Annotated in this window: 17 protein-coding genes; 15 read left to right on the forward strand and 2 right to left on the reverse strand. The window is 69.2% G+C overall.

The window, feature by feature from the left end:
• Positions 1-248 precede the first annotated feature (248 nt).
• Both BLQ49_RS06775 and BLQ49_RS06780 read left to right on the forward strand, forming a co-directional pair.
• Positions 249-944, forward strand: coding sequence for a VIT1/CCC1 transporter family protein (locus tag BLQ49_RS06775; RefSeq protein ID WP_091714399.1), 696 nt, complete (start codon positions 249-251; stop codon positions 942-944).
• Between the two features lie 127 nt (positions 945-1,071).
• The gene (locus BLQ49_RS06780) at positions 1,072-2,640 is read left to right on the forward strand and encodes an alpha/beta hydrolase domain-containing protein (protein WP_143012215.1); all 1,569 of its coding nucleotides are present in this window, start codon (positions 1,072-1,074) and stop codon (positions 2,638-2,640) included.
• Positions 2,641-2,917: 277 nt separating this feature from the next.
• On the opposite strand, the gene BLQ49_RS06785 is transcribed toward BLQ49_RS06780, so the two are convergent.
• Positions 2,918-3,373 (reverse strand): DoxX family membrane protein, encoded by a 456-nt coding sequence (locus BLQ49_RS06785; RefSeq protein ID WP_091714403.1) that lies wholly within the window; start codon positions 3,371-3,373, stop codon positions 2,918-2,920.
• Between the two features lie 464 nt (positions 3,374-3,837).
• On the opposite strand from BLQ49_RS06785, the gene BLQ49_RS06790 reads away from it, so the two are divergent.
• The 8 genes from BLQ49_RS06790 (at position 3,838) to cydC (ending at position 14,179) form a co-directional block, all read left to right on the forward strand.
• Positions 3,838-5,613, forward strand: a complete 1,776-nt coding sequence (locus BLQ49_RS06790) for a glycoside hydrolase family 15 protein (protein ID WP_091714404.1) — start codon at positions 3,838-3,840, stop codon at positions 5,611-5,613.
• Between the two features lie 76 nt (positions 5,614-5,689).
• Positions 5,690-6,565 carry an SDR family oxidoreductase gene (locus BLQ49_RS06795; RefSeq protein ID WP_091714406.1) on the forward strand — a complete coding sequence of 292 codons (876 nt, stop codon included), beginning with the start codon at positions 5,690-5,692 and terminating at the stop codon, positions 6,563-6,565.
• Positions 6,562-7,812, forward strand: a complete 1,251-nt coding sequence (locus BLQ49_RS06800; protein ID WP_091714408.1) for an NAD(P)/FAD-dependent oxidoreductase — start codon at positions 6,562-6,564, stop codon at positions 7,810-7,812. The genes BLQ49_RS06795 and BLQ49_RS06800 overlap by 4 nt, the downstream gene beginning before the upstream one ends.
• Before the next feature lie 148 nt (positions 7,813-7,960).
• Positions 7,961-9,433: a cytochrome ubiquinol oxidase subunit I gene (locus tag BLQ49_RS06805; RefSeq protein WP_091714409.1), complete on the forward strand. Its 1,473-nt coding sequence runs from the start codon at positions 7,961-7,963 to the stop codon at positions 9,431-9,433.
• A 4-nt stretch (positions 9,434-9,437) separates the two neighbouring features.
• On the forward strand, positions 9,438-10,484 hold the full coding sequence (gene cydB / locus BLQ49_RS06810) for a cytochrome d ubiquinol oxidase subunit II (protein WP_091714411.1): 1,047 nt from the start codon (positions 9,438-9,440) through the stop codon (positions 10,482-10,484).
• Positions 10,477-10,746 carry a hypothetical protein gene (locus BLQ49_RS06815; protein ID WP_091714412.1) on the forward strand — a complete coding sequence of 90 codons (270 nt, stop codon included), beginning with the start codon at positions 10,477-10,479 and terminating at the stop codon, positions 10,744-10,746. The genes cydB and BLQ49_RS06815 overlap by 8 nt, the downstream gene beginning before the upstream one ends.
• The gene (gene cydD, locus BLQ49_RS06820) at positions 10,743-12,497 is read left to right on the forward strand and encodes a thiol reductant ABC exporter subunit CydD (RefSeq protein WP_091714414.1); all 1,755 of its coding nucleotides are present in this window, start codon (positions 10,743-10,745) and stop codon (positions 12,495-12,497) included. The genes BLQ49_RS06815 and cydD overlap by 4 nt, the downstream gene beginning before the upstream one ends.
• Positions 12,494-14,179 (forward strand): thiol reductant ABC exporter subunit CydC, encoded by a 1,686-nt coding sequence (gene cydC / locus BLQ49_RS06825; RefSeq protein WP_091714416.1) that lies wholly within the window; start codon positions 12,494-12,496, stop codon positions 14,177-14,179. Before cydD ends, cydC begins: the two co-directional genes overlap by 4 nt.
• Positions 14,180-14,249: 70 nt before the next feature.
• Here cydC and BLQ49_RS30860 read toward each other — a convergent pair whose 3' ends face one another.
• Positions 14,250-14,672: an SH3 domain-containing protein gene (locus tag BLQ49_RS30860; RefSeq protein ID WP_091714418.1), complete on the reverse strand. Its 423-nt coding sequence runs from the start codon at positions 14,670-14,672 to the stop codon at positions 14,250-14,252.
• A gap of 74 nt (positions 14,673-14,746) precedes the next feature.
• On the opposite strand from BLQ49_RS30860, the gene pufL reads away from it, so the two are divergent.
• From pufL to puhB, 5 genes are read left to right on the forward strand one after another with little or no spacing between them, the layout of a single operon-like run.
• The gene (pufL, locus tag BLQ49_RS06835) at positions 14,747-15,586 is read left to right on the forward strand and encodes a photosynthetic reaction center subunit L (RefSeq protein WP_091714419.1); all 840 of its coding nucleotides are present in this window, start codon (positions 14,747-14,749) and stop codon (positions 15,584-15,586) included.
• Positions 15,587-15,642: 56 nt separating this feature from the next.
• Entirely contained in the window at positions 15,643-16,644 is a 1,002-nt protein-coding gene (gene pufM / locus BLQ49_RS06840; protein ID WP_091714421.1) for a photosynthetic reaction center subunit M, read from the forward strand.
• Positions 16,641-17,768: a photosynthetic reaction center cytochrome PufC gene (gene pufC / locus BLQ49_RS06845; protein ID WP_091714423.1), complete on the forward strand. Its 1,128-nt coding sequence runs from the start codon at positions 16,641-16,643 to the stop codon at positions 17,766-17,768. Before pufM ends, pufC begins: the two co-directional genes overlap by 4 nt.
• The gene (puhA, locus tag BLQ49_RS06850; protein ID WP_091714425.1) at positions 17,765-18,733 is read left to right on the forward strand and encodes a photosynthetic reaction center subunit H; all 969 of its coding nucleotides are present in this window, start codon (positions 17,765-17,767) and stop codon (positions 18,731-18,733) included. Before pufC ends, puhA begins: the two co-directional genes overlap by 4 nt.
• A complete protein-coding gene (gene puhB / locus BLQ49_RS06855) occupies positions 18,730-19,374 on the forward strand; it encodes a photosynthetic complex putative assembly protein PuhB (protein WP_091714426.1) in 645 nt (214 codons plus the stop codon). The genes puhA and puhB overlap by 4 nt, the downstream gene beginning before the upstream one ends.
• Positions 19,375-19,377: the final 3 nt, after the last annotated feature.

Consider the following 19,377-nt stretch of genomic DNA (forward strand, 5'->3'; position numbering starts at 1 on the left):
CAGATCATGATGCGCCGTCTCCATCGGGATGGGGCGCTTCAGGCGCCCAAACCGTGGGAAATGCGGACTGTACGATCCCTGCTCGCCCGCGGGCTCGTCAAACCGAGGGTGCCCGGCAGCACGAGCGCTGGCCTCTGGTTCCTGACGGCGAAGGGGAGCCGGCTCGTGCCGCGCGAGCCCGATACAGCCCAAACCGGGGCGTCGGACCAGATTCCGCAGCCTGCGCCAGCCCGGAGCTTCTGACCGCCATGCGCCTCGTCCACGTCGAACGTCACCTCATCGACCGGATCGGTTGGCTCCGGGCAGCCGTGCTGGGAGCCAATGACGGTCTGGTCTCGACCGCCAGCCTCATCGTGGGCGTCGCGGCCTCCGCGGCCGGCGCTGGCGAGGTACTTGTTGCCGGGTGCGCCGGGCTGGTTGCGGGAGCCATGTCCATGGCGGCCGGCGAGTATGTCTCGGTCAGTTCGCAGGCCGATACCGAACATGCCGACCTTGCCCGCGAGCGGGCCGAGTTGCAGGCCGATCCCAAGGCGGAGCAGGAGGAACTTGCGCGTATCTACGTCGAACGCGGCCTTGATGACGCGCTGGCCCTGCAGGTCGCCGAGCAGCTCATGGCCCGGGACGCGCTCGGCGCCCATGCGCGCGACGAGCTTGGTATCTCGGAGGTCACGTCGGCGCGCCCCGTCCAGGCAGCGCTGACCTCGGCGGCCACCTTTTCGGCCGGTGCCGCACTGCCGTTGCTCGTGGCGGTACTCTCGCCGGGCGCGATCGCGGTCGCAACGGTGTCGGGTACATCGCTCGTGTTCCTGGCCGGCCTCGGCGCACTCGGCGCGAGGGCAGGGGGCGCACCGCTCTTTCGCGCCACGGCCCGCGTGACGTTCTGGGGCGCCCTCGCCATGGCGGCGACGGCCGGGATCGGTAGCCTCGTCGGTCGGGCCATGTGATGGAGCCCGGGGCGGCCTCGCGGCAACAACCTCGATGGCGCGTCTAACAGCTTGTGCGGGTGCCGGTGGAAAGCGATTGTCTCGCTTGCCCAGGCCCGCATTCGGCCGCGCCGGCAGAGGAAACGCTATGCGACACATGCTGCGGGCGGCTGCGCTGCTCCTCATCGCCTTAACCGGACGTGCTGCCCAGGCCGAAGTCACGCGGTTGGAGATCGCGGACCGGCAGGCCTACGGATCGTTCAGGGCCGGCGCGTATGTCCGCCTGGAGGGCCGCGTCACCGGACGGCTCGCGCCGGACGAGCCCGGTATTCCAGACCTCGCCCGGGCGGTGCGCGATGCTCAAGGGAAAGTCACCTACAGCGCGCGCGTCATCCTGTTCATCCCGGCCGATCCTACGGCTGGCAACGGAGCGCTTCTCGTCGATGTCCCAAACCGGGGTAACGCCTACGCGAACGCCCTCTACAACAGCCCCCGCTCCCTCCCGATGGCTTCGGGGAACACCGAGCCCGGGACGGGCTTCCTGGAAGATCGCGGATACGCGGTGGCGGAGGTGTACTGGGAGCTCGGCCGCGGCGCGGACTTGCCCAGCTTCACCGACGCAGACGGTCGGCAGCGCTTCGTCGAGGGCGTCGGCTTTGCCATCGTGCGCGACACGGCGGACTTCCTGGCGCATGCGGCAGCCGATGCCGGCGGAACACCGAACCCCCTGGCCGGAACCATCAGCCGGACCATCGCCACCGGCAAATCGCAGGATGGCCGGTTCCTCAAGACGTTTCTGCTGCAGGGATTCAACGTCGCGCAGGGTCGGCGCGTTTTCGACGGCATGCACGTCTTCGTCTCCGGGGCCGGGCTGCTGCCGATCCTGCAATCGGGCACCGGACCGCATTCGAGCGGCGACAAGACGCCTAATTTCGCGGATCCGGACTTCCCGGGCGTCAATGACGGGCCGCTCACGATCGGCGAGATCGTCGCCAGGGTTGAGGCGAGGGGGGAAGTGCCGCCCAAGATGATGCTGCTCAACGCGACGGTCGATTACGCCTCGCTGCGCGCCTCTCTGGGGCGGACGGGTGCGCACGGCACCATCGACTTGCCGCTGCCTAGCACCGTGCGGATGTACGACGTCGCCGGGGCCTCGCATGTCACAGTCATCAAGGCGCCAGCCTGTCAAAGTGCGCCGGGGCGGCTCGACTGGGCGCCGGTGGCCCGCGCCACGCTGCAGCGTCTGGATGGCTGGGTGGTGCGCAACGCTGCGCCTCCCGCAACCCGGTTGATGCCGCTCCAGCCGGCCCCCGACGACCCGACCGTTCTGCAGGCGCCCAAGGCGCTTCCGGAGGCGATCGTCCAGGTGCCGCAGCGTGATGCCGACGGCAATCCGATCGGCGGCGTCAGACTACCGGATATCGCGGTGCCGCTTGGGGTGCATGGCGGCCAGAACGCGCCGTTGACGACCTTCACGTGCTCGCTGGTGGGGACCTACCGGCCCTTCCCACGCACCCCCGACGAAGCGAAGGGCGGCAGACCTTCTCTCGCGGAGCGATACAAGGATCAACAGGATTACGTGAACCGGGTCGGCATTGCCGCGCGGACTTTGGAGGCGGACGGCTTCCTGCTGCCCGAGGATGTCGCGGTCATCCTTAACGCAGCGGCCGAGAACCGGATCTTCGCATCGCATACGGAGGCCGGACCGCCCCGCTGATCCTCGCTCAGTCCGTATCACCAGCCTGTCACGCCGTGCCGGTCGGCCTCTTGTATGGGTCAGCGGACAATGCCTAGGCCTCCGCCGTCATCGCCGACAGACGATGCCCGGGATGATCCGGCCCGATTGGCCGAACAAGTCCTCGGCGCGGACGGAACCGGCCTGCGCATCCTTCGGGGTAAGCAGGCGACGCGACCGCCCTCCCGGACACCTCTGCGCGGGCTCATCGCTCGGCCCACGGCGGCAAAGGGCAACGAAAACACGGGCAGGGCGAGGCTCAGCCGCCGTAGGGATGCGAGGATCCGAACGGCTGCGCCAGGAAGGCGTCGAGCCCGTGCCCGGCCAAGCCGACCGTGATCAGGAGGAAGCCTGAGGCGAGCGACAGGTTCTTCAGGAAATCCCAGAACAGGGTCCGCGCTTTGCTGTCACCGGATTTGAAGAAGTCTCCAGGCTGCCAGAAGCGCTTGAACAGCACCGCCGTGGCCGCACAGTATCCGGCCATGATCAGGGCCGCGAGGCGATCCGCAGTGCCGGTCAAGATGCCCAGGGGCATCACGATCTCGATAAAGAGGCCTGCGAGGATCGTGAGCGTGCCGAACACGCCGGGAAACACCTCGCGCGCCTGCGCGACGGCACCCTTGAAATTGAGGGTCTTATCGAGCGCACTCGCCGGAAAGAAGAGAACGACGAGACCGTAGCGGACGATCAGGGTGGCGATGCCGGCAGAGGTCACGTGGCAGTCTCCGGAGCGTCTGACCGCCCTCCAACAGGATCGACACCGCGAAGTTCCCGCGTAACGAAAAGATGTATCGCCATACTCAGCAACATTTGTATTACGACCGCGAGAACATCGTTTCTAGCTGGAGTAGATCAGACAAAGTTGGCCATCGATAATAGTTTCCGAATTGCCGCGCGTTATGAAAACTCGAAGAGCTGAGCCGTCCTGGGTGCGGAGCGGCGGTAAGCCCGCGTGGTAGGTGGGGGCGCCGAATTGGGCGATGCGCCCGGTGGGACGTCCGACAACGGGCGCCCACGCGTCTGCTTCATGCCTCTGAAATCTAGGATATCCGATCGTAGAGAAAATGCCGCAGAGCTCTCACGATCGATCACAAAAACTTGTATTACCAAAAATTCAGTTGCCTGCAGACAGATTGTTTCTAAATCGGCACTCGAGAACCTCGATCAAACGAATTCGGAATGCCCGCGTCGATCGCTGACTACGCTTTAGTAGGCGACGGAAAGACTTGTGCGTTGATAGCGCGCACGGGATCTGTCGATTTCCTATGTTGGCCGCGCTTCGACAGCGGCGCGTGCTTCGCCGCCATGCTGGGCGACGACAGCCATGGGCACTGGCGCCTCGCGCCAGAGGGCTTCGTCACGGCGACGACCCGGCGCTACCGCGGCGACACCCTGGTGCTGGAAACCGAATTCACGACCGAGCACGGCGCGGTCCGCGTCATCGACTTCATGCCGCGCGACGACATGCCGGGCTCCGCGCTGATCCGGATCGTCGAAGGTGTTCGCGGCACCGTCCGGATGGACTGCACGATCCGCCTGCGCTTCGACTACGGCGACATGCCGCCCTGGTCGCAACAGCAGGGCAACGGCTTTCTCGCCGAGGTGGGGCCCGACCGCGTCGCGCTCTTTGCCCCCATTCCGGTCGCGCATGAGAGGGCCTCCGGCACCGCGCGGTTCGAGGTCGCCGCCGGGCAACGTCTTCCCTTCGCGCTGGTCTACACCGACGCGACGGACCCGCTGCGCGCGGAGCCCGATGCGGAGCGGGCGCTCGCCGAGACCGAGCGCGAATGGTCCGATTGGATCGGCCGGTTCGACAAGCCGTGCCACTGGCCGGGGCCGGTCAAGCGCTCGCTGATCACCCTGCGCGCCCTGATCCACAAGCATACCGGCGGCCTGCTCGCCGCCGCGACGCTCGGCCTGCCGGAGCAGCCCGGCGGCAGCATGAACTGGGACTATCGCTATTGCTGGCTGCGTGATGCCACCTTCACGCTGACCGCGCTCCTGAATGCCGGCTACACCGAGGAGGCCCGCAAGTGGCGGGACTGGATCCTCCGGGCGATCGCCGGCAGCCCGGAGCGGATGCAAATCATGTACCGGCTCGACGGCACGCGCCGCCTGCCGGAATACGAGGCAACGTGGCTGCCCGGCTACGAGGGCGCGCGGCCCGTCCTGGTCGGCAATGCCGCCTCAAACCAGATCCAACTCGACGTCTACGGCGAGCTGCTCGACGGCTTCCACGTAGCGGATCGCGCCGGCATCGACCGCGAGCCGCGCTGCATCGAGGTCGAGACGGCGCTCATCGAATACCTCGAGGGGATCTGGGACAAGCCCTCCGCCGACATCTGGGAGACGCGCGGCGACCCGAAGCGCTACGTCTACTCGCAGGTCATGGCCTGGGTCGGCATCGACCGGTTCCTGGCGGCCGCCAGGAAGCACGGGCACGCCGACCCCGCCCTGGTGCAGCGCCTCGGCCCCCTGCGCCAGACGATGCACGACGCGATCTGCGCCCGTGGCTACGACGCGGAGCACGGGCATTTCGTGCGCGACTTCGGTGGCAGCGCGCTCGACGCCTCGCTCCTGATCCTGCCGCTCGTCGGCTTCCTGCCCGCGGACGACCCCCGCATGGCCGGGACGATCCGGGCGGTCGAGACGCAGCTCATGGAGGGCGGCCTCGTCCGCCGCATGCCGGCCAAGGGTGACGGACGCGACGAGGGCGCCTTCCTCGCCTGCTCGTTCTGGCTGGCGGACTGCATGAAGCTGCAGGGCCGCGCGGCGGAGTCGCGGGCGCTCCTCGAACGGGTGATCGCGCTCTCGAACGATGTCGGCCTGCTGAGCGAGGAGTACCACGTGCCCTCGCGCCGCCTGATCGGCAACACGCCCCAGGCGCTGACGCATCTCGGGCTCGTCAACACCGCCCTGTCCCTGTCCGGCCCCGTCCTGCAGCGGGGCGCCTGAGCGGCCGACCGCCGCGAGGTCTTCACGTTTTTTCGAGCGCGCACGTCGCGACGTGCAATCAAGGAGGCGCGAGCCGATGGCCGACAAACAGACGACCGAACCGGATGGCGAGGCCCTGCCCGACGCGGCGCGGTTGCCGAATGCGCCCTATCATCCGGTCCTGGCGGGGCAGCCCGCCCTCGTCACCGGCGCCAATTCCGGGATCGGCGAGGCGGTGGCGATCGGCCTCGCCAAGGCCGGTGCCGACGTCGCGATCAACTACGTGACCCACCCCGAGGTCGCCGAGGAGGTCGCCCACACGATCACCAAGCTCGGGCGCCGGGCCATCACCCTGAAGGCGGATGTGAGCCGGGAGGACGAGGTCGAGGCGATGTACGCCAAGGCCATCACCGAGTTCGGCACGCTCCACATCTCGGTGAGCAACGCGGGCCTGCAGCGGGATTCGGCCTTCGTCGACATGACCCTGGAGCAGTGGAACACGGTCATCGGCGTCAATCTCACCGGCCAGTTCCTCTGCCAGCGCGCGGCGGCGCGCGAATTCCTGAAGCGCGGCGTCGTCCCGTCGGTCTCCAAGGCGGCCGGCAAGATCATCTGCATGAGCTCCGTCCACCAGGAAGTACCCTGGGCGGGCCACGTGAACTATGCGTCGTCCAAAGGCGGCATCAAGATGCTGATGGAGAGCATGGCCCAGGAACTCGGGCCGCACTTCGTGCGCGTCAACGCGATCGGCCCCGGCGCCATCCGCACGCCGATCAACACCGCGGCCTGGAACACCCCGGACGCCTACAGGGCGCTGATGACCCTCGTCCCCTACAAGCGCATCGGCGAGCCGGACGACATCGCCCAGGCCGCCGTCTGGCTGGCCTCCGACGCCGCCGACTACGTGACCGGCGCCACCCTGTTCGTGGATGGCGGCATGACCCTCTACCCCGGCTTCGCGACCGGCGGATGAGCGACCGGCGACACCGCATCCTCATCCTCGGCGGGGGGATCGCCGGCCTCGAGCTGGCCACGCGGCTCGGCCGGGCGCGTCGGCGCAACGCGCTCGACGTGACGCTCGCCGACCGCAACCTCGTGCACATCTGGAAACCGATGCTGCACACCTTCGCCACCGGCATGGCCCGCCTCGGCCGGCAGGAGGTCGGCTTCCGCGCGCATGCGGCGGAGAACGGCTATCGCTTCGTGCCGGGCGCGTTGGTTGCGCTCGATCGCACGGCGCGGGAAGCCACGCTGGCGCCCCTTGCCGGCCGGCCGGAGCGGGTCGCGATCGCCTACGACACGCTGGTGCTCGCCGTCGGCAGCCGGGTCAACGATTTCGGGACGCCCGGCGTCGCCCGATACTGCGCCACGATCGACGACCTCGCGGACGCGGAGGCGTTCCACGTCCGGTTCCGCGACACGCTCATCGAGGCGCACGCGACCGGCAAGCCGGTGCATGTCGCCATCGTGGGCGGCGGTGCGACCGGCGTGGAGCTGGCGGCCGAGATCAAGCGGGCGGCCGACCGCCTCTCGGCCCTGCGCCAGGGCGCCCCGGTCACGCTGTCGCTGATCGAGACCGGTGACCGCCTGCTGCCGCACTTCCCCGCATCGATCTCGACCTCGGCGACGCGGACGCTGACCGCCCTCGGCGTCGCGGTCCGCACGAAGACGAAGGTCGTCTCGGCGGACGCGCAGAGCTTCACGATCGAGGGCGGCGACCGGATCGACGCGACCCTGCCGGTCTGGGCGGCGGGGGTGAAGGCCCCCGGTGTCTTGGACGGCCTCGGGCTCCCGCACTCGAAGACGGGCCAGATCGAGGTCGGCTCCGACCTGCGCGCGACCGGTGATCCCGCGATCTTCGCCCTCGGCGATTGCGCGCGCTGCACGGACGGGGCGGGCCACGCCGTCCCGGCGACCGCGCAGGCCGCGCGGGAGCAGGCGATCTACCTCGCGCGCCACCTCGACGGCGCGTTGGCGGGAGAGCGTGTGCCGGCCTTCCGGTACCGCGACAGGGGCGCGATCGTCGCGCTTGGCGATTACAACGGCTGGGGCACGCTCGGGCGTTACCAGTTCGGCGGCGCCATGCGCGGGCTCACGGCCCGCGTGCTGCACGCCCTGCTGTACCGGCGGCACCAGTTCGAGGTGCTCGGCGTCCGGCGCGGCCTTCTGACATGGATTGCCGACGCGCTCGAAGGCGCGGCGGGATCGCCGTTTCTCTGACGGCCGGGCGGGATGCCGGCGCGGCGGGCTGTTCGTCCAGAACAGTATTGTCCGGCGCGCTCCAGGGTTCGAGGCGCGTGAACCCGCCGCGGTTTCCTATCGAAGGACGGTCGGCAAAAGACGATGAGGTGGGGATACAGGACGTCCGATGCTTGAGAATACGCTCCCCGTCCTGCTCGCCCGGCTGGATTTCGCCTGGATCACGACGTTCCACATCCTGTACCCGCCCCTCACGATCGGGCTGGCCGGCATGCTGTTCGTCGGCGAGGCGCTGTGGATGCGCACCGATGACGAATACTGGTACCGGCTCACGCGATTCTTCGAGCGGCTGCTGATCGTCAACTTCGCGGCGGGCGTGGCGACCGGCGTCACCATGGAGATGGCGTTCGGCATCCTGTACGGGCCGTTCTCGCAGGCGGCCGGCCCGTTCTTCGGTCAGGTTCTCGGCTACGAGACCATCACCGCGTTCATGTACGAGGCGGGATTCATCGGGCTGATGATCTTCGGCTGGGGCAAGATCGGCCGCAAGATGCACCTGTTCGCGACCTTCAACGTCGCGCTGTCGTCGGCCCTGTCGGCGATGTGGATCCTCGACGCGAATTCGTGGATGCAGACGCCGACCGGCGTCGAATTGCGCAACGGCGTCTTCCACATCACGAGCCTCGCGAAGGCGCTGCTCAACCCCGACGTGCTCTACGCCTTCCCGCACATGCTCGTGGCCTCCTACGAGCTGGCGCTGGCCCTCGTGGGCGCGATCTCGGCCTGGTACATCCTCAAGGGACGCCACGTCGCGATGTTCCGGCGCTCCCTGCGCCTGGTGATCCTCGCGCTCGTCTTCGTGGCGCCGCTGCAGGTCTGGCTCGGCGACTCGCTCGGCCTCACGGTAGCCCGGCACCAGCCCACCGTGCTCGCCGCGATGGAGGGCCATTACGACACCTACAACCCGGACGGCAGCGTCAACACCAGTTGGAAGCTGCTCGCCTGGCCCAACGCGCAGAATGACGGCACCGTCTGGTCGATCTCGATCCCGCACATGCTGAGCCTGCTCGAGACCCACACGTGGAGCGGCAAGGTTATCGGGCTGAACGAATTCCCCGCCGACGAGCGGCCGCCGATGCTGATCCCCTTCTACGGCTTCCGCGTCATGGTCGCCTGCGGTCTCGGGATGGTCCTGGTCGCGTTCTGGGGGGCTTGGCTGGTCTATCGCCGCAAGCTCGACGCGCGCGCCGGGGGCACCGTCTGGTTCCTGCGCGCCGCCGTCGCGGCGGCCGCCCTGCCGTATCTCGGCATCTGGGTCGGCTGGTGGACGCGGGAGGTCGGACGCCAACCGTGGGTGGTGTTCAAGATCATGCGCACCGCTGAGGGCGTGAGCCACATGAGCGTCATCGAGGAGGTCCTCTGGCTCGGCGGCTACATGGCGTTCGAGCTGACGGTGTGGGGCGCCGTCTGGTGGTACCTCGCCAAGCTCGTCCGCCAGGGGCCGGACCTGGACGCGCCGATCCCGGTCTTCGGCGGGGTGGATCCGGAGCCCGAGCGGGCCGGCGCTGGCGGTGTGCGGGAGACGCCCAAGGCCGAATGGCCGGCCCCGCCCGGCGGCATCCACGCGTCAGGGGCGAGGTAAGACCATGGGTCCGCTGACGCACATCCAGCACGTCCTCGCCACGGGCTGGTGGGTCGCCGCCGCCTTCTGCCTCGTGCTCTACGTCGTCCTCGACGGCGCGGATCTTGGGGCCGGGATCTTCTCCCTGTTCATCCCCGATCCCGATGAGCGCGGTGCGATCATGCAGGCCATGGCCGGGACCTGGGACGCGAACGAGACCTGGCTCGTGGTCGCCGGCGGCGTCCTGTTCGGGTCCTTCCCGTTCATCTACGGTTCGGTGCTGAGCTACCTGCTGATCCCGTTCGTCTTCATCCTATGGGGCATCCTGACCCGCGCGGTGGCGCTCGAGTTCCGCCACCTCGCCGAGCCGCGCTGGAAGCCGCTCACCGACCGGGCCTTTGGCCTGTCGAGCCTCGTGGTCACGTTCTTCGGCGGCGTCGCGGTCGGTGCCGTGCTGCACGGCTTCCCGCTCACCGACACCCCCAACACCGTGCCGACCTATGTCGGCGGCGCCTTCCGGTTCATCAGTCCCTTCAGCGTGTGGACCGGCATCGCCGCGGTGATCGTCGTGTCGCTCGCCGGCGGGCTGTTCGTGCGGGCCCGCTTCGAGCCCCGCGAGCGCGTGCGCCAGCGCGCCGAGGCCTGGACCGAGATCGTCTTCTACCTCGCGCTGGGCGCGGTGCCGATCTCGGTGGTCCTCATGATGGTGACCTTCCCCTGGGCGCGGCAGACGTGGTTCGGGCCCGATATCTGGCTCTGGGCGCTGATCCCGCTCGCCGCGATCGGCACGACCTTCCTGATGCGCCGGGCCAACCGGCGCGACCGGAACCTCGCCGCCCTGCTGTGGCTCGACGCGACCATCGTGATCATGGCCGCCGGCCTGATCGCCACCCTCTGGCCCGCCATCGTGCCGGGCACCTGGACGATCGACTCCGGGGCGAGCCGGGAGATCACGCTCCTGCGCTTCTACCTGACGCTGGCGTTCCTGTTCCCCGTGACCCTGATGTACAATTGGTACCAGATCTGGGTCTTCCGGGCGCGCGTCGCGAAGCTCGCCTCCTACCATGGGTGAGCGGCCGCCGGGCTCGACCGATCCGCATGGTGCCGACCGGCTGCGGATCCTGGGGCGGGTCCTCTGGAATCTCCGGATGCTCGGCCTGTTCCTCGTCGGTCCCGGGCTCGGCGTCGCCCTCGTCGACGCGATCTTCGGCCTCGCGCCGCACCTCTACGGGGCGGCTGCAGGAATGTTCGGGCTCACCCTCGCCCTGTTCGCCCTGCTGGCGCGAGGGGAGTGGCGCCGCCTGTCCGCCGCGGCGGGGCGACACCGGGCATGAAGCGCGCCGCCCCCATCCGGCCGGCAATGCGGCGGCGGCTCGATGGCTGGCTGCGGGGGGAATCGCGCTGTGCCCGCGTCCCGCTCCGCGTCTCGGTCGCCGCGGGTCTGGCAGGCGGTGTCGCGCTGATCGGGCAATGCTGGCTGCTCGCGCGGATCGTGGATGCGCTGGCGCTCGACCACGGCGGGCTCTCCGAGATTGCTCCGTGCCTATACCTGTTGCTGCTCACCGTCGGGCTCCGCGTGGCCGCGACCGTCGTGGCGGAGCGAGCCGCCTTCGAGGCCGGCGCTCGGATGCGGGACTCGTTGCGCGAGCGGCTCGTCGCGCACGCCGCCACACTGGGTCCTACCTGGGCGCGCACGCACCGCGCCGGGGAGGTCGTGGGGACCTGGCTCGACGCCACGGAGAGCGTCGGACGGTATTGCTCAGGCTACCTGCCCCAGGCGGCGCTCGCCGCCCTGATCCCGCTGGCCATCCTGGCCTTCGTCATCCCGACCGACTGGGTGTCGGGCCTGATCATGGCGCTGTCGGCGCCGCTCGTGCCGCTGTTCATGATCCTGATCGGCAAGGGGACGGAGGCCCTGAACCAGGCGCAGTGGCGGCGACTCGCGCATCTCGGCGGCCACCTGTTCGACGCCGTCGAGGGGCTGACGACGCTCAAGCTGTTCGGTGCGAGCCGCGCCGAGGCGGACGCGGTGGCGACTCTTTCCGACACCTACCGGCGCGCCACGATGGCGGTGCTGCGCGTCGCCTTCCTCTCCTCGCTGGTGCTGGAATTCCTCGCGACGCTCTCGATCGCCATGGTCGCCGTCTATATCGGCTTCCGGCTCTATTACGGCGCGATGCACCTGCTTCCTGGCTTGGCGGTGCTGATGATCGCGCCGGAATTCTTTCGCGTGCTGCGCGCCCTGGGGTCGCAATACCATGCGCGCATGGAGGCGGTCGCCGCCGGGGAGGCGATCCTGGCGCTGCTGGAGACGCCGCCGCCACCGGCCCCCGCCGGCACGCGGGACCTGCCGGGGCCGGTCCGCACGGTACGGTTCGAGCAGGTCTGGTTCGGCCACGGGGCAGCGCCGGTCCTGCGCGGCGTCGACCTTGCTCTGGCGCGCGGGCGCTGCGTCGCCATCGTCGGCGCCTCGGGCGCGGGCAAGACGACGATGGCCGATCTCCTGCTCGGCTTCCTCGCCCCCGATTCGGGGCGCATCACCGTCGATGGCCTCGACCTCGCCGCCATCCGCCCGGAATCCTGGCGGGCGCGGATCGCGTGGCTGCCGCAGCGACCGGTTCTGTTCCACGGCACGATCCGCGACAACATCCGGCTCGGCCGACCCGATGCGGACGAGGCGGCCCTCCGGCAGGCCGTCGCGCGGGCCGGCGCCGAGGGGCTGATCGCAGAACTTCCCGACGGGTACGACACCGTCGTGGGCGATCGGGGGCAGGATCTCTCCGGCGGGGAGATCCAGCGGGTCGCCCTGGCGCGGGCCTTCCTGCGCGGGGCGGACCTCCTCGTGCTCGACGAGCCGGCCACCGGTCTCGACGCCGCCAACGCGGCCCTGATCGCCGCGAGCGTCCGGGCGCTCTGCGCAGACTGCGCCGTGCTGGTGATCGCGCACGACACCCTGTCGGTACGCGGCGCCGACGCCGTCTTCCGGTTGACGGATGGCCGTCTCGTGCCGGTCACTCGCCCCGGTGACGCGACGGGCGCCGCGGCTCCGCCGACCCCCGCACACCACGCGGCGGCGCTGCCATGAGGACCGCGTGGCGCCTGCTCGCGCTCTGCCGGCCGCACCTCCCCCTGCTCCTGGCGGGCATCGCGCTGAACGTCGGCGTGGTCCTGGCCAATGTCGGGCTCTTGGCCCTGGCCGGCTGGTTCATCACGGCGATGGCGCTGGCCGGCCAGGGACTCGCCCCGATCGAGTATTTCGCGCCCGCGGCGGCGATCCGCGGCCTCGCCCTGCTGCGGACCGGCGGCCGGTATCTCGAGCGCCTGGTGACGCACGAGGCGACGTTCCACCTGCTGGCGACCCTGCGGGTCTGGCTCTACCGGCGCCTGGAGCCGCTGGCGCCGGCCCGGCTGCAGACGCATCGCGGCGGCGACCTCCTGAGCCGGCTCCGCAGCGACGTCGACAGCCTCGAGAACTTCTACCTGCGCGTACTGGCGCCGACCGTCGCGGCCGTGCTGAGCGGGCTGCTCCTGGTCGCGTTCCTCGCCCTGTACGATCCCCCGGCCGCCGTCGCGCTGGCACTCGGCTTGACCATCGCCGGCCTCTGCATCCCGGTGGCGTCCGAGCGCATGGGCCGCGCCCCTGGACGCCGGGCCGTCGCGGTCCGCGCCGACCTGCGCAGCGACATGACCGACCTGCTCCGCGGCCTCGGCGATCTCACGGTCTGCGGCGGCGTGGAGGACCGCGCCGCCGCGATCCGCGCGCGCGGGCAGGCTCTGACCGCCGCCCAGCGCCGCCAGGCCCGGCTCGGCATCCTCGGCGGCGGCCTGTCGGGCGCGACCGCGACGCTGACGCTGGCGGGGGCGCTGTGCCTCATGGTGCCGGCCCTGCGCGCGGCGACGCTCACCGGCCCGGAACTGGCCATGGCGGCCTTCCTCGTGCTCGCCGCCTTCGAGGCGGTGGCGCCCCTGCCGGCGGCGTTCCAAGCCCTCGGCGAGACGCTGGCGGCCGCCCGGCGCATCTTCGCGCTGGTCGATGCGGCGCCCGCCGTCACCGAGCCGCGGCAGGGCGCGCCGCTGCCGTCGCGCTTCGACATCGCCATCCGCGGACTCCGGCTGCGGTACGCCGAGACGGCGCCCTGGGCGCTTGACGGCCTCGACCTCGACGTGCCGGAGGGCGGCCGGCTGGGCATCGTCGGGGCGAGCGGCGCCGGCAAGACGAGCCTGTTCAACGTGCTGCTCCGGTTCTGGGACTATCAGGCGGGCAACGTCACGATCGGCGGCGTGCCGCTGCGGGACCTCGACGGCGACACGGCGCGCGGGCTCTACAGCGTCGTCGCCCAGCACACCCACCTGTTCAACGCCAGCATCCGCGACAACCTCCGGATCGCCCGCCCGGAGGCGAGCCCCGCCGAACTCCACGCGGCGCTCCGTCGGGCCCATCTCGCCGACACGGTCGCGGCGTTCGACGACGACCTCGACACGATGGTCGGCGAGAACGGCGCACGCCTGTCGGGCGGCCAAGCCCGGCGCCTCGCGATCGCCCGCGCCTTCCTGAGGGACGCGCCCATCCTGCTCCTCGACGAACCGACCGAGGGTCTCGATGCGGATTCCGAGCAGGCCGTTCTCGACGGGCTTCGCGCGCTGATGGTCGGGCGGACGACGGTGCTGATTACGCATCGGCGAGCGGCTTTGCGCGACATGGATGCCGTGATCAGCCTGTCCGCGGGGAAGGCGTGCAGCGCGCCGCCCGATTGGGCACTCCGCTGAGATTCACGCACACGAGCGTGGCGTGAGGGTTCAGGTGTCCAACACCGATGCGGTCAAAGATCTGCTGCGTTCAGTGGCAGAAGCGTTCGACTTGCCAACCGATCCCCCCGGGCTGGTCGGCCCTGAAGCAATCCGTGAGTTTGGGCCTGTCCTTATGCGAGATGTCGATCTGAGGACCGTGAACGACCAAGTCCCGCACGTAACCCTCGGCACCGCTGTAGCGGACCCGACACCATTGTCCGTCGCACGAGAGCACGTCGAGACTCGCCTGAGTCTGCACCTCATCGAGAACGCGGGCCGTATACCGAGGGGCCTGATAGAAATACGTGTCGAACCTGGCCTTTGCCGGCTCCGCGCAAGTCGAATCCATGAGGCTTACCAGAAGGGCGAAGGAAACGAGCCCTTTTTGACAGAGCGTCATGCGATGACTCGATCCGCGGTGCTGGGAAGTGTTGCGCCTGAACCAAGATAGCGCGCCTCGCCACTGCGGCATTGATAATTGTTAATGCTCGTTGGCAGATCAAAGCGTCAATTTGGATTGACACATCGGTGGCTGGGGATGGCTGCATGGCGATGCTCTCGTTCGAGCGAAAATACCGGATCGCCGGCGGTACGCTGGTGGGCGGCAGCCTGTTCGATTTCTGGGTCGGGCCGTTCTATGTCGGCTTTTTCGGCGTCACGACGGCGATCTTCGCCCTCCTCGGCACGTTGCTCATCATCTACGGGGCCGCCATCGGTCCGACCTGGGCGCTGTTCCAGATCAGCATCGATCCGCCGCCGATCGCCGACGGGCTCGCCTTCGCACCGCTGAAGCATGGCGGCCTCTGGCAGATCATCACGATCTGCGCGCTGGGGGCGTTCATCTCCTGGGCGCTCCGACAGGTCGAGATCTGCCGGAAACTCGGCATCGGCTACCACGTGCCGGCAGCCTTCTCCTTCGCGATCCTCGCCTACGCGGCGCTCAACGTCTTCCGGCCGATTCTGCTCGGCGCCTGGGGTTACGGTTTCCCGTACGGGATCATGAGCCATCTCGATTGGGTTTCGAACGTCGGCTACCAGCACCTCCATTTCCACTACAATCCCGCGCACATGATCGCGGTGACCTGCTTCTTCACCACGACCTTCGCGCTCGGCCTTCATGCCGGCGAGATCCTGTCGGCGGCCAATCCCGGCAAGGGAAAGCCCGTCAAATACGGCGCGTACGAGAGCGCCTACTTCCGCGATACGATCACGTACTCGATCGGCGAGATCGGCATCCACCGGCTCGGCTACTTCCTCGCCCTGAATGCCGGGCTGTGGAGTGCGATCTGCATGATCATCTCGGGGCCGTTCTGGACCCAGGGCTGGCCCTACTGGTGGGATTGGTACCTGAACCTGCCGATCTGGAGCACCGGCGGCCAGCTCTAGCCGCGCCGGACGCCGCCCAGCCTCGCCCGCACGACACCCCTTCGGAGACCACTTGGATGCCGCAGTTCCACACTCTGTGGACGCATATCGAGCTGCGCGGTCCCGATGAGGCGGGCCCCCCGCTGCAGATCGGTTCCCCCGGCCGGATCGGGAAGCCGTTCCACTCGCAATGGCTCGGCCGCATCGGCGAGATGCAGGTGCTGCCGACCCATCTCGGGCCGACAGGCGTCGCCTCGCTCCTCTGCGGCTTCATCGCCATCGAGATCATCGGCCTGAACATGCTGGCCTCGGTGGATTGGAATCCGATCCGGTTCATCCGCCTGCTGCCGTTCCTGTCCCTCCGCCCACCCCCGGCCAAATACGGGCTCGATCCGTTCCCGCCCCTGCGCGAGGGCGGCTGGTGGCTGATGGCCGGGTTCTTCCTCACCGCCGCGATCCTGCTGTGGTGGGTGAAGATGTACCGCCGCGCCCGGGCGCTCGGCATGGGCACCCACATCCCGTGGTGCTTCGCGAGCGCGATCTGGCTCTACCTCGTCCTCGGCTTCTTCCGGCCGATCGCCATGGGCTCGTGGTCGGAGGCGGTGCCGTTCGGGGTCATCCCGCACCTCAACTGGACGGCGACGCTGTCGGTCCGGTACGGCAACCTCTTCTACAACCCGTTCCACATGCTCTCGATCTCGTTCCTCTATGGATCGACGATGCTGTTTGCGATGCATGCCGGCACGATCCTGGCGGTGACGCCGCTCGGCGGCGAGCGGGAGACACACCAGATCGTCGATCGCGGCACGGCGGCCGAGCGCGCGGCGCTGTTCTGGCGCTGGACCATGGGCTTCAACGCCACCTACGAGTCGATCCACCGCTGGCTGTACTGGTTCGCCACCCTGGTCACGCTGACCGGCGGCATCGGCATCCTGGCCACCGGCACCCTCGTCGACAACTGGTACCTCTGGGGCGTCAAGAACGGGCTCGCGCCGCAATATCGGCCCGCGCCGGGCCTGCCCGCCGCGCCGCCGCCCGAAGCCCTGAAGCACATGCAGGACAAGGTGCTCGGACGATGAGGATCGGGCCTCCCCTGCTCGCCGTCGGTGCGGCCTGCGCCGGACTGTTCGCTGTGTTCGTGCCGACCTGGAACCTGCCCACGAAGGGTACCCAGCTCGGTCCGAACGGCCCCTCCCTGGTGCAGTACGCCCCGACCGGCAGCCCGATCTTCCAGACCCGGAATGGCCCGCCGCCGGCGAACCCGCCGCTGATCGCCGACACGCGTCCAGCCACGGAGGTCTACAAGAACGTCACGGTGCTGACCGACCTGAATGCCGGCCAGTTCATGCAGTTGCAGCAGGCGATCACCAACTGGGTCGCCCCGCAGCAGGGCTGCAACTTCTGCCATGCAGGCGCCGACTTCGCCTCGGACGCGAAGCCCACCAAGGGGGCCGCGCGCGACATGATGCGCATGGTCCGCCACCTCAATGCCGACTGGAAGGAGCATGTCGGCGAGGCCGGCGTGACCTGCTGGTCCTGCCACCGGGGCCAGCCGGTCCCGGCGGAGGTCTGGTTCACGCGCCCACCCCATCCGGAGGGTGCCCATATGGACAAGCCGGAGAACTGGAACGAGGCCGGCGACAGCGTGCGCCAGTTCTTCCCCAACGACGGCTACGAGCTGTACATCCTGCAGGATACGCCGGGTCTCGCCCAGTCCTACACGGCCTTGCCCAGTGGCCAGGCTGCTGATCAGGTCGTGGTCAAGCGTCTGTACGAGTACATGATGCAGATGACGTCCGGCATCGGCGTCAACTGCACCTACTGCCACAACTCGCGCGCCTTCTTCGACTGGGGCCAGAGCCTGCCGGCGCGCTGGACCGGCTATTCCGGCATCCAGATGACCCGCGACATCAACCGCAACGTGCTGCTGCCACTGGCGGCGCGCATGCCGCAGATCCGGGACACCGCGGACACCCCCCACGACATCGTCCTGCCCGAGCGCATGCGCGGCCCGCAGCAGGGCAACGGCTTCGTCCTCTGCGCCAGCTGCCACTACGGTCTACCCAAGCCCGACGACCACGCCGCGGACCTGCTGAAGGACTTTCCAGGGCTGAAGGGACCCGGCCGCGCGCACGCCGATGCCGGCCCCACGACCGGCACATCCGGAGGCCTCACGGCTGCGAGCCAGGGAGATCAGCGGTGAATGAGGGAGTGAGTCAGATCGCCGGCCAGGCTGCGCGCGCGGCCGGGCACGGCATCGATCCCGCCACCGGGATGGTCGGAAGCACGACCGCGAGCGAAACGGTCGGGGCTTGGGGCTTCCATCTCGGCGCGATCACGCAGCACGTCGATGGCGTGGTCGTGCTGTTCTGGGCCTTCGCGCTCTTCTTCGGCACGCTGGTCTGGTACCTGCGGGCCGAGGACAAGCGCGAGGGCTATCCGATGGAGGACCCGACGCAACCCGAGCGCGCGCACCCGCTACTCGGGTTCCCCCCACCGCCGCCGCCGAAGACCTACACGCTGATGAAGGGCGGGACGGCCACGATGCCGCACTTCAACTCGCCTCCCGAGGTGCCGGCGCGCCACCTACATCCGTTTCCCGGCTCGGCCTGGGTGCCGACCGGCGCCAACCCGATGCGCGATCCGGTCGGGCCCGCCGCCTACGCGCTGCGCGAGGACGAGCCCCTCCTGCAGGAGGGCGAGAGGCTGCAGCTCGTCCCCCTGCGCGTGGTCGGCGACGCGTGGCACGTCCAGGGGGGTGATTCCGACCCGGTCGGGATGCCGGTGGTCGGGCGCGACGACGGAGTCGCCGGGCATGTGCGCGACCTCTGGGTCGATCGAGGCACGAAGCTGCTGCGCTACCTGGAAATCGAGCTGACCGGCGGGGGGCGACGGCTGATGCCGATCTTCTTCGCCGATGTGAACCCGAAGTTCCGGCGGGTGAAAACCCGGTCGATCTTCAGCGAGCAGTTCGCGGCGGTCCCCGAGACGCGTCATCCGGACCAGATCACGGCCCGGGAGGAGGACCGGATCTGCGCCTACTTTGCCGGCGGCAAGATGTTCGCCGAGGGTGTTCGCCGGGGGCGGTACGGCCAGCCGCCGGAGGACCTGCGGCGCGGCGACGGCGCAGGGGGCGTGAAGCGACTCTTCATCAGGAGGTCCGCATGAGCGAGATCACGACACGGATGGACGAACCCGGCGCGGTCGGCTTCACCCTCGAACCCGGTGAGCAGATCCTGTGGCAGGGCCGACCTCAGGCGCAGGCCCTCCGGCGGCACCTCCTGAAGGTGCGATGGGTCATGGCGTATGTCTGTGGCCTGATCGCCTGGAAACTCGCCTTGATCGTGTGGGTCCGTGGCCTGCGCCCGCAGGAAGTCTCCGATGTCGCGGCCCTCGTCATCCAGGGGACCGCCCTCGGCCTGATCCTGACCTACTTCGCCTGGGCGCTCGCCCGTAACACGACCTACACGCTGACCAGCCTGCGCCTCGTCATACACCACGGCATTGCCTTGCAGGGGACGGTCGACATACCCCTGCGCGCCCTGCGGAGCGTTGCCGTGCGGCACCGGGCGGACGGCTCGGGCGACATCGCCCTCGAGATCCGAGATGGCGGCGGGATCGGCTTCGCCAAGCTCTGGCCTCATGTCCGCGGTGCGAACCTCGCCCACCCGATCCCGATGTTGCGCGGACTGAGCGACGCCGCGGTCCTCGGCTCGCGGCTCAGCCGGCAGCTGAGCCGCTTCCACGACATGCAAATCGACACGACGATGCAGGCGGATGTGCCGATCGCGGCGGCGCGCGCCGCGTGACGG

The sequence above is a fragment of the Methylobacterium phyllostachyos genome, assembly GCF_900103445.1.
Taxonomy (GTDB): domain Bacteria; phylum Pseudomonadota; class Alphaproteobacteria; order Rhizobiales; family Beijerinckiaceae; genus Methylobacterium; species Methylobacterium phyllostachyos.

Excerpts from the sequence above, each read along its gene's own strand:
- BLQ49_RS06790 (WP_091714404.1), top strand. The coding sequence starts at position 3,838 with ATGCCCGCGTCGATCGCTGACTACGCTTTAGTAGGCGACGGAAAGACT.
- BLQ49_RS06815 (WP_091714412.1), top strand. The coding sequence starts at position 10,477 with ATGGGTGAGCGGCCGCCGGGCTCGACCGATCCGCATGGTGCCGACCGG.
- cydC (WP_091714416.1), top strand. The coding sequence starts at position 12,494 with ATGAGGACCGCGTGGCGCCTGCTCGCGCTCTGCCGGCCGCACCTCCCC.
- BLQ49_RS06780 (WP_143012215.1), top strand. The coding sequence starts at position 1,072 with ATGCGACACATGCTGCGGGCGGCTGCGCTGCTCCTCATCGCCTTAACC.
- BLQ49_RS06800 (WP_091714408.1), top strand. The coding sequence starts at position 6,562 with ATGAGCGACCGGCGACACCGCATCCTCATCCTCGGCGGGGGGATCGCC.
- BLQ49_RS30860 (WP_091714418.1), bottom strand. The coding sequence starts at position 14,672 with ATGCCGCAGTGGCGAGGCGCGCTATCTTGGTTCAGGCGCAACACTTCC.
- puhB (WP_091714426.1), top strand. The coding sequence starts at position 18,730 with ATGAGCGAGATCACGACACGGATGGACGAACCCGGCGCGGTCGGCTTC.
- cydD (WP_091714414.1), top strand. The coding sequence starts at position 10,743 with ATGAAGCGCGCCGCCCCCATCCGGCCGGCAATGCGGCGGCGGCTCGAT.
- pufC (WP_091714423.1), top strand. The coding sequence starts at position 16,641 with ATGAGGATCGGGCCTCCCCTGCTCGCCGTCGGTGCGGCCTGCGCCGGA.
- BLQ49_RS06795 (WP_091714406.1), top strand. The coding sequence starts at position 5,690 with ATGGCCGACAAACAGACGACCGAACCGGATGGCGAGGCCCTGCCCGAC.
- pufM (WP_091714421.1), top strand. The coding sequence starts at position 15,643 with ATGCCGCAGTTCCACACTCTGTGGACGCATATCGAGCTGCGCGGTCCC.
- pufL (WP_091714419.1), top strand. The coding sequence starts at position 14,747 with ATGGCGATGCTCTCGTTCGAGCGAAAATACCGGATCGCCGGCGGTACG.
- BLQ49_RS06775 (WP_091714399.1), top strand. The coding sequence starts at position 249 with ATGCGCCTCGTCCACGTCGAACGTCACCTCATCGACCGGATCGGTTGG.
- BLQ49_RS06805 (WP_091714409.1), top strand. The coding sequence starts at position 7,961 with ATGCTTGAGAATACGCTCCCCGTCCTGCTCGCCCGGCTGGATTTCGCC.
- cydB (WP_091714411.1), top strand. The coding sequence starts at position 9,438 with ATGGGTCCGCTGACGCACATCCAGCACGTCCTCGCCACGGGCTGGTGG.